Below are 9,333 nucleotides of genomic sequence, written 5' to 3' on the forward strand. Positions count from 1 at the left end.
ATTATTAACAAACAGAAAAGATAATTATTATCTGTTGGCCATTTTCTAACTCAAAACTTTCCTCAAACTTAATTTCCTGAAAGAATATAATTTCTTCGACTATCTCCCAAACCCAAGTGATCGCCATTTATCTTAGGAACAATACCTCTAGGTGGCGTAACTACTCCCCACTTATTAACTAATTCTTGTAAAAATTTATCCTGTTCCGCTCGTGTTTCCTCCCAATAAGGACTTCGGTTAACCATCGTAAACCAAACCAAACCGTGTTCCCGCGTTGGCAAAACTCCCGCTAAAGCAATAACATCATTCAAAGTACCAGTCTTCACCACCGCTCCCTGGGGAATATTCCTTGACTGATCCCTTAAAGTTCCCGTGTCGTACCCAGATACCGGAAACAGATCTGCAATAACCCACTCAGAACTTTGCAGATACCTTTGAATAGCTACCAACATTGCAGTTACCGCTCTTGGAGAAATCTGATTTTCTACTCCCAACCCAGAACCATTAATTAATTGTATTTCTGCTTCCGACACCCCAGCACTCCAAGCAGCTTTTCGTTGCAAAACTTTTGCTCCTCCCAAATTTTGCGCCAACCTCTCAGCTAAATTATTTTTACTTCCCACATTCATTATTTTGAGAATATACACCAGCGGTAACGACTTGTGTCTAATAATAGGAATTTTCTGAGATACAGATTTTTGGGATATAACAGAACCAGCGATCGCTACTTTCGGCATCGGCGTCCCTGGAGGCATTCGGTTGTAGATACTTCTGACATTTCTAGACCAAGTTGCTGAATTTATACCTTCTCGCAAGAACCTACCAGCTACTACAGGGTTATACTGCTCATTCATCCAAAAATCACCTACTATAACCAAATTACCCCTCACTTGATTAATTCCCAATTTTTCCAGGGTGTTGCCTAGGGCGATCGCTTCTTCCCAGACAAAATAAGGGTCACTACCACCATTAACGACCAAATCTCCTCGCAAGATGCCATTAGTAATTGGACCCGTGGTACTAATCAAAGTTTCAAATTGATGTTGCGGTCCCCAAGTTTCTAGTGCAGCTAAAGATGTAGCGATTTTAGTTAAAGAAGCACCAGGAATAGGAATTGTACCTTCGTGACTATGAAGAGATCTTAGTTCTGACTGTATCCAGATACCTTGAGCATCAGCAGTTAATAATCCTTTCGTTTTTAAACCTTCTAAATATTCATCTACTTCTAAAGTCAATATTTCATCTGAATTTTCAGGGGAAATTAATTCAGGTAGACCTGCTTGCCATTTGAGGATAGCTACAGTATTCTGCCCAATAGTTTCCATCCCTGCCATTTCTAGCCACAGATGTATAACTCCGTAGCTAAACAATTCCCACATAGATCAGTTCAATGTTATTCAAATTCGCTTTGACACTCCACAGACTAAAAGTCGCGTGGATTCTTAAGGATCATAAATTTGATGGACTTTCCTCACGTCAAATTTTACCCTTAATGCCATAGCCAAAGATGCCTCTAGTCTGTCCGGGGTAAACCCATTCAGGTTACTTTTTACTCCAATGTTTGCAGCACCATTGCAGTCAGCATTTATCATTCTCCCTTCCTTAGTCTTGTACAAACCACGCTGTCTTGATGCAGTCGCTCATGGGGGAAACCCCCAAGACCGCGCTGCATCGCTTTATTCGCTTGCCACTGAAATTGTATTCAGTTGGGTTATCAGCATTGTAAAAAGGTATTAAATCGCAGTCCAAAAAACTAGCCTTAGAAGTATAAGACTCCTCTTGCTCTTTGTAGGTCAAGCCATATCTATCGCACATAGCCTTTAGCTTTAATCTAAAATTATGGTGAGGTATTTGTACAAACTTTTGATTAGTTTTTTTGCCTAAATTGATATTTTGTTTCATTCCTGGATTAACACCCACAACCATAGTAGATATTTGATTTTTACTACACCAGTTGATTAAATACCTAGCTGCTTTATTTAGGTAATCTCTAACTTTATTATTCCGATTTGCTGTAATGCTAATTTGTTTTTTAGTTAAGTCCTTAATACCCTGCCTATCTTTTATAGATTGCAACCTAGAATTTTCTTTATTGTACCACTGGTTGATTGATTTAAGTTTTCTACCGTCTAAAATAAACGATGACCCAGTATTTGATACACAAGTAGCTAAATTGTCTAAACCTAAGTCTATTGCTAGGACATTATTAGTTTTTACTGTTGGTTGTCGCTCCGACTCCGTAATAAATTCTACTTCAAAAAACTGGGCATCAAATCTAGGAATTATTCTAACTTCCTTAAGATTTTTATCTGCCAATCTTTCAGGAAAAGGTATTTTTACTGCACCATATTCAGCCTTGAATTTCCTAGACATTGGAATATTAAAATATCCATTTTTTATTATTATTCGAGGTATTATTAAAGGAAAATACCCTTCTTTCTTTAGGTATCTAGGCATTCGTATTTGTTCAAACCGATACAGACTTTCTTTGGCTTTCTGAATTAAGTTGAAAAATGACTTAAAAGACCTGTCTACAACTTTTAAAATTTGCTGTGCAATATCGGTTTGAAGTAGCTGGTAATTTTCATTTTCTTTGCAGTAATGATAATTTGATTCATACCTCAGATATCCGCCCTCAGCAAAATAAAATTGTCTCACAGAGTAAAGCCCTAGATTGTACATATTTTTAGATAATCTGCACAATTGTCTTAAGGCTTTAAATTCCTGGCTAGACAAATTTCTGATTTTGTTCTTTTGGGTTAGGTACATAAGATAGTTTTCGCTGTATAATGTTTATATTAGTGAAACAATCTCAAACTGTCAACGTTACTACGGCTTAAAACGGTCGCGTCGTTTCCATCCAGCCTTTAAAACAGGCTGGTTTCCTACTTACCGAAAGTTAGAGATGATTCAGAAGCTAGTTTAATTGTTCTATCAAAAATAGAAAATATATTCATTACTATTGCGCAATAGTTAAGACCAAAATTTGCCATAATCATTCAGAAGCTAGTTTAATTGTTCTATCAAAAATAGAAAATATATTCATTACTATTGCGCAATAGTTAAGACCAAAATTTGCCATAATCATTCAGAAGCTAGTTTAATTGTTCTATCAAAAATAGAAAATATATTCATTACTATTGCGCAATAGTTAACCCTCAAACTTTAAATATATTAAATTTATAGTTACACATAAAAATATTAATTTTTATAATGATTGTCTGAAAAAAGAATTCTGAAATATTTACAAAAATTTACTGGTTATTTGCTAAAATTACTTACCAAATATGCTAATCATGGAAAATGAGCAAAATTTCTATAGGAAAGGCTGCCGAACTACTAGGAGTAGCAGAAAGTACCCTGAGAAGATGGGAACGTGAAGGCAAAATCCAGTCAGAAAGAACCAAGAATGGACATCGCCGATATGATGTAGCTACTCTTCTTGGACTTAGAACCGGAGAACGTAAAACAATTGGTTATGCCTGTATTTCTAATTCTGAGCAAACAGCCAATTTAGATAGACAAATTATGGTATTAGAAGCCTACTGTAATAATCAGGGGTGGCTAGTAGAAATCATTCGAGATTTAGGTTCAGGAATAAATTACAGAAAAAGAGGACTGGTAAGGTTAATCAAAATGATCTGCTCAGAAAAAGTAGAGCGTTTAGTATTAACAAATAAAGACCGTCTGCTAAGATTTGGCGCTGAACTAATATTTACAATTTGTGAGATTTTCGGCACAGAAATTGTGATTATTAATCACTGTTCTGAATCTACAGAAGAGGAAGATTTAGATCGAGATATCTTGGAAATTATCAAAATTTTTACAGCTAGATTATATGGTAGTCGGAGCCAAAAAAACAAAAAAATAGTGGAAAAGTTACAAGAAGCAGCTAATCAAATAAATTGATAAGTAAACATTTGCGGAATGCTGCTTAAACAGCTGTTAGCTTTGAGCTGTCAACTATGTAATTTATTATAGCAATCAGGAATCATATCTGAGAATTGAGGTATTCCTTAAAAGAAAGGAATATATAGCAATCCCAAATGATTTGTGAAAATTTTTATAACAGTTAAGATTGATGAAAAACCTTGAAAATTATGACTCCTGACTCCTGAATCCTGACTCCTAACTACCACCAAAATATTACAACTGAAATACGATTGCTATAGTAGTTATCTTATTCAATAAGATAGATTTTTTTATTCTTCTCTGTTCCCTGTTCCCAGTTAAGTGTTCCCTAAAAGTTTCCAAGATTTCACAACTCAAATCATATTGCTATATCTTTGAAAGACGAAGTAAAATTGAAATATTTAGCAAAAGTAAAAGTTACTCTGAAAGCAGATTAGCCAATGTTCCTGATTAATTAAAAAGCTATTAGTTAATTACGATCTAAAAAAATAACTACTAATACCTGAATGCTAATATTGATAGTTACTAATTCAAAAAATCAAAGTAATATAAGTTATATAAATCAACTTGTAAAGCTTCATACTAGATTATTTTGTGGAGAATATTTTTTTGCTTTTATGAATTAGCTTAATGTAATATAAAGCTAATTTACTATCCAGGAATTTTTCACTTGAGAAAAATTAATAAATAATCGATTAACTGATAAAATTTTGAAGGTTTTTCTAACTTTGATAAATGGGAATAATACCTACACGAATCGCAATCGACGCTATGGGTGGGGACCATGCCCCATCAGAAATTGTTGAGGGAGCACTTAAAGCCCAAGAAGCTTATGGTGTCAAAGTATTGCTAGTTGGCGACCCTCAGCAAATTAAAGCCTGTATACATCACAAATCAAACCAACCTCTGCCAGAAATAGTTCCTGCTGAGGACATAGTAGAAATGCACGAAGAACCTTTGACTGCTATTAGGCGCAAGTCCAAGGCATCTATTAATGTAGCTATGAACTTACTAAAGGAGAAAGAAGCAGATGCTGTAGTTTCCGCAGGTCATTCAGGAGCTGCAATGGCCTCCGCTTTGCTGCGTTTGGGAAGAATATCAGGAATCGATCGCCCTGCAATTGGGGCAGTTTTACCCACTATGATTCCAAAAAAACCAGTCCTGATCCTGGATGTGGGAGCAAATGTGGACTGTCGCCCCAAATATTTAGAGCAGTTTGCAGTGATGGGGACAATTTATAGTGAATATGTTATGAGGACTTCCGACCCAAAAGTGGGACTACTTAATATTGGGGAAGAGCCATCAAAAGGAAATGATTTGGCAGTACGAACTCACCAAATATTGCAAGAAAATAATCAAATTAAATTTATTGGTAATGCAGAAGGTCGTGATGTTTTATCTGGTGAATTTGATGTGATAGTTTGCGATGGTTTTGCAGGTAATGTCTTATTAAAGTTTGCGGAGGCAGTGGGTGATGCTGTACTGCAAATGATGAGGGAAGAATTGACACCTGGTCTGAGTGGGAAAATAGGTACTGCAATATTACGACCTAATTTAAAACGTATGAAACAAAGAATAGACCATGTAGAACATGGAGGGGGATTATTATTAGGAGTAGGAGGAATTTGTATTATTAGTCATGGTTCTTCTAAAGCACCAGCTATATCTAATTCAGTTCGTTCAGCAAAAGAAGCTGTTGAAAATAGAGTGCTGGAACGAATTAATTCTAAGTATCTACCAGAAAGTAAAAAGTCAATAGTTAGTAATCAGTAGTACCTCTGTTATAGCTATTAGCTGATTTCTTGCAACTACTAAAAGCTTGACTCAAAAGCAAAACCATTTTTGCAGAATTTTTGAATTTTCATTATTCAATTGAAAAAGACGAGGATTTAGAATTCAACTGTTTCAATTTTATTCAGTTTATTTCTTAAGATATAGCGGTTCTCATATTAATGATTATATGTTACATCTTCCCTTTCCCTGTTACCTAAAATTCAAAAATCGTCTACATCATTGATTTGAGAAAAGCTAAGTACTCGGTAACAAAGTCAAGTGAACTTTAAATTAGCAGGATTCAGGAGTTAGAATTAAGAATGGTTTTGGAAAAATTACTTCTGACAGTAATCTGATATTTAATTTTTCCTATCTACTTCTATTTATATAAGTTCTAATGATTATTTCGTAAACTTGACTCTGTAGTTTTCCTTGTTAGGATATTGCCAATAATTTTGCTGGTTTAAACAAGCTTTTATAAGTTGTGAGAGTAAACAAAATAAGAAAATTTGCAGTGCAAGGTATAGATTCAGGAAATATTGATGAAAAGCAGTAAGTAATAGTAGAAAACAAATAATAATTAAAAACTGACACATGACAAATATAGGTATTTCCATAACCGGAAGCGGTTCCGCCATACCAAAAGTATCTCTAGATAATCAAAAATTATCCCAAATAGTAGATACCTCTGACGAATGGATCAGTTCTCGCACTGGGATTAGTAAGCGACAACTGGCAGATACAACAGAATCATTATGTAGCCTAGCAACTCAAGCATCTCTAGCAGCTATTAGTCAAACAAATATTACTCTTGCAGATATTGACTTAATTATTCTTGCTACATCTACTCCAGATGATTTATTTGGCACTGCTAGTAAGATTCAAGGGGAGTTGGGAGCTAAAAAAGCAGTCGCCTTTGACCTGACTGCTGCTTGTTCTGGTTTTGTATTTGGTCTAGTCACAGGAGCGCAGTTTATCCGTAATGGAGTTTATCAAAATGTCTTGTTAATTGGAGCAGATATTCTCTCGCGCTGGGTAGACTGGGAAGACCGACGGACTTGTGTTTTATTTGGAGATGGAGCAGGTGCAGTTGTTTTGCAAGCTTCACAAAGCGATCGCCTCCTGGGTTTTGAGCTTCGCAGTGATGGTAGTCAAAATAGCTGTTTAAATCTTTCTTATCAACCCCAAGCAAAGGAAATAATTGAAGGAGTAACTGTTAGTAAAAGTACTTATCAACCAATAAGTATGAATGGGAAAGAAGTCTATCGTTTTGCTGTACAAAAAGTACCAGAAGTGATAGAAAAAGCTCTGTTTAGAGCTAATCTTGATGTGGATAAAGTTGACTGGTTGCTATTACATCAAGCTAACCAAAGAATAATTGATGCTGTTGCTAATAGACTGAAAATTCCATCGGAAAAAGTTATTAGTAATCTTAGCAATTATGGCAATACTTCTGCAGCTTCTATACCTCTAGCTTTAGATGAAGCTGTTAGAAAAGGTAAGGTGAAATCAGGGGATATTATTGCTGCCTCTGGTTTTGGAGCTGGATTAACTTGGGGGGCGGTAATTTTTGAGTGGAGCGGTATTGATTTAAGTCAAAAGTGAAAATTCAGAATTAATATCCTCTGTACAACTTTTTCCAAACTCCATAAATATTGGAGTTTGAGAATAAAACTTTCAGCAAAATAAGCTTAAAACTTTTGTTCTACCATAATTGAAGTAGCAGTCAGTACTCAGCTATTAACAAGCTTCTTACAGAGAAACTGCGTTATTAGCTTCTCAAGGTGTATAATTAAGATATTTAAATCCCCATTAACAAGCAACACTTGCTTTTCCAAATAAGTGTGGGGGACTTAAACCCTCGAATTTTTAGCTGACAGCTAAATGCTGTTTAGGGAACATTTCGTAAGGAAAAGCTGATAGCTAGTTAAATGGAAATAAGGAAGGATAGATATAGGTAGCAAATAGGATTTTAGTGGCAATTAATGAATTGCCACTACTTCAGAAGTATAAATTTTTAATCTTCTTTATTTGAGTATTTTTTCCGAGCGTTAGTATGTATAAATTATGATGTAAATTTAGGGGTTAAAAACAAATATTTGTATAGTTAAATTTATAATATCAAAATGACAAAAACAGCATGGGTGTTTCCAGGACAAGGTTCTCAAAAAGTTGGTATGGGAATAGATTTATTAGATTTACCTTCTGCCAAAGCAAAATTTGAGCAAGCTAACCAAATTTTAGGCTGGTCTGTAACAGAAATTTGCAGAAGTGAAGAAGAAAAATTATCTCAAACTGTCTACACTCAACCTTGTTTGTATGTGGTGGAAAGTATATTAGCAGATGAAATGTTTGCTCATTCTTTTCAACCAAATTTAGTTGCAGGTCATAGTTTAGGAGAATATGTTGCTCTCTATGTTGCTGGAGTATTTGATTTTGAGACAGGATTAAAATTAGTTAAAAAACGTTCTGAACTAATGAATAATCTCACAGATGGAAAGATGGCAGCTTTAATGGGATTTGACCGAAAACAGCTTGAGGAAGAACTTCAGCAAACCCCTGGTGTAGTTTTGGCAAATGATAATAATTCTGCTCAAGTTGTGATATCTGGTACACCAGAAGCAGTAGAAATTTTACTTGGAAAAGTTAAGACTAAACGTGCAGTTAAATTAAATGTTTCTGGAGCATTTCATTCTCCTTTAATGGAGTCTGCATCTAGGGAATTTCAACAAATATTAAAATCTGTAGAATTTGCTGATGCTAAAGTACCAATAATTTCCAATTTTGAACCTATTGCTTCTCAAGATGCAGAGACAATAAAACTTCGTCTTTATCAACAAATGACAAATGGTGTACGATGGCGTGAAACATCTATAGAGATAGAAAAAGAAGGAATAGAAAAAGTTATAGAAATAGGTCCGGGAAAGGTTCTTACAGGTTTGATTAAACGAACTTGTCCAGATTTAAAATTGGTAAATGTGAGTAATTTGGAGGAAATAGGTAAATAGCTTTCAATAATTAATAATTAACAATTAACAATTAATAATTAATAATTACCTCTTCTGTAATAGAAGGATTGGTTAAAAGGAATTTTTTTGTTCTCAAGGGAAGATTGGATATGGCGTACTTGGGAGAGGCTAATCGGAGTGGGAAACCTTGCTATCCCATCCTATGTTCATGCCCCACAATTCAAGTTGCTCCGCGTTTCATGTCCGACCACTTTTTCCCCTTTACTAGGGAGGCTTTAAACCTGAATTTTTCGGTAAGGTGGTTCAATAATTAATAATTAACAATTAATAATTAATAATTACCGGATAATTAATAATTAGGGCTTGCTGATTAAATATCAAAGCACTGACAGATATTGCTTTGAGCCTTTTTTGGTCGAAAAAAGTGCGCCTGTTTCGGTCCAAAAAGCTCATGCATGCTAGTATTTTGGGATGATTATGGCAGAAAAATCTTGGGACAATTTTTACGACTACCTCCTCTATAATCTCCATTTCTCCAGTCTCGTGTCTCCTGTCTCCTGTCTCCTACCCCTACCAAAAGACTTTCCATAAGCAAACCCTAATTAAATAATTAAATAATTAAAAAGTTTAGGTTAAAAGCCTCCCCTTTCAAGGGGAAAAAGCGGTCGTTTGCGGAGCA

6 protein-coding genes are annotated in these 9,333 nt (G+C 35.1%); 4 read left to right on the plus strand and 2 right to left on the minus strand.

Annotated features, from left to right (window positions below; translation table 11 throughout):
• Positions 1–68 precede the first annotated feature (68 nt).
• Together ACP6PM_RS09855 and ACP6PM_RS09860 are read right to left on the minus strand one after the other, a co-directional pair.
• A complete protein-coding gene (locus tag ACP6PM_RS09855; protein WP_426584114.1) occupies positions 69–1,379 on the minus strand; it encodes a D-alanyl-D-alanine carboxypeptidase in 1,311 nt (436 codons plus the stop codon).
• A 223-nt stretch (positions 1,380–1,602) separates the two neighbouring features.
• Positions 1,603–2,769, minus strand: coding sequence for an RNA-guided endonuclease InsQ/TnpB family protein (locus tag ACP6PM_RS09860; RefSeq protein ID WP_426584116.1), 1,167 nt, complete (start codon positions 2,767–2,769; stop codon positions 1,603–1,605).
• A gap of 534 nt (positions 2,770–3,303) precedes the next feature.
• Between ACP6PM_RS09860 and ACP6PM_RS09865 the strand changes: the two genes are divergently transcribed.
• From ACP6PM_RS09865 to fabD, 4 genes are all read left to right on the plus strand, one after another.
• Positions 3,304–3,909 carry an IS607 family transposase gene (locus tag ACP6PM_RS09865; RefSeq protein ID WP_426584118.1) on the plus strand — a complete coding sequence of 202 codons (606 nt, stop codon included), beginning with the start codon at positions 3,304–3,306 and terminating at the stop codon, positions 3,907–3,909.
• 738 nt (positions 3,910–4,647) lie between these two features.
• On the plus strand, positions 4,648–5,685 hold the full coding sequence (gene plsX / locus ACP6PM_RS09870) for a phosphate acyltransferase PlsX (RefSeq protein WP_426584120.1): 1,038 nt from the start codon (positions 4,648–4,650) through the stop codon (positions 5,683–5,685).
• 594 nt (positions 5,686–6,279) lie between these two features.
• Positions 6,280–7,290: a beta-ketoacyl-ACP synthase III gene (locus tag ACP6PM_RS09875; protein WP_426584122.1), complete on the plus strand. Its 1,011-nt coding sequence runs from the start codon at positions 6,280–6,282 to the stop codon at positions 7,288–7,290.
• Between the two features lie 521 nt (positions 7,291–7,811).
• Positions 7,812–8,693, plus strand: a complete 882-nt coding sequence (gene fabD, locus ACP6PM_RS09880; protein WP_426584124.1) for an ACP S-malonyltransferase — start codon at positions 7,812–7,814, stop codon at positions 8,691–8,693.
• Positions 8,694–9,333: the final 640 nt, after the last annotated feature.

Source organism: Dapis brunnea BLCC-M229 (assembly GCF_050015995.1).
In the GTDB taxonomy this organism is placed as follows: Bacteria; Cyanobacteriota; Cyanobacteriia; order Cyanobacteriales; family Microcoleaceae; genus Trichodesmium.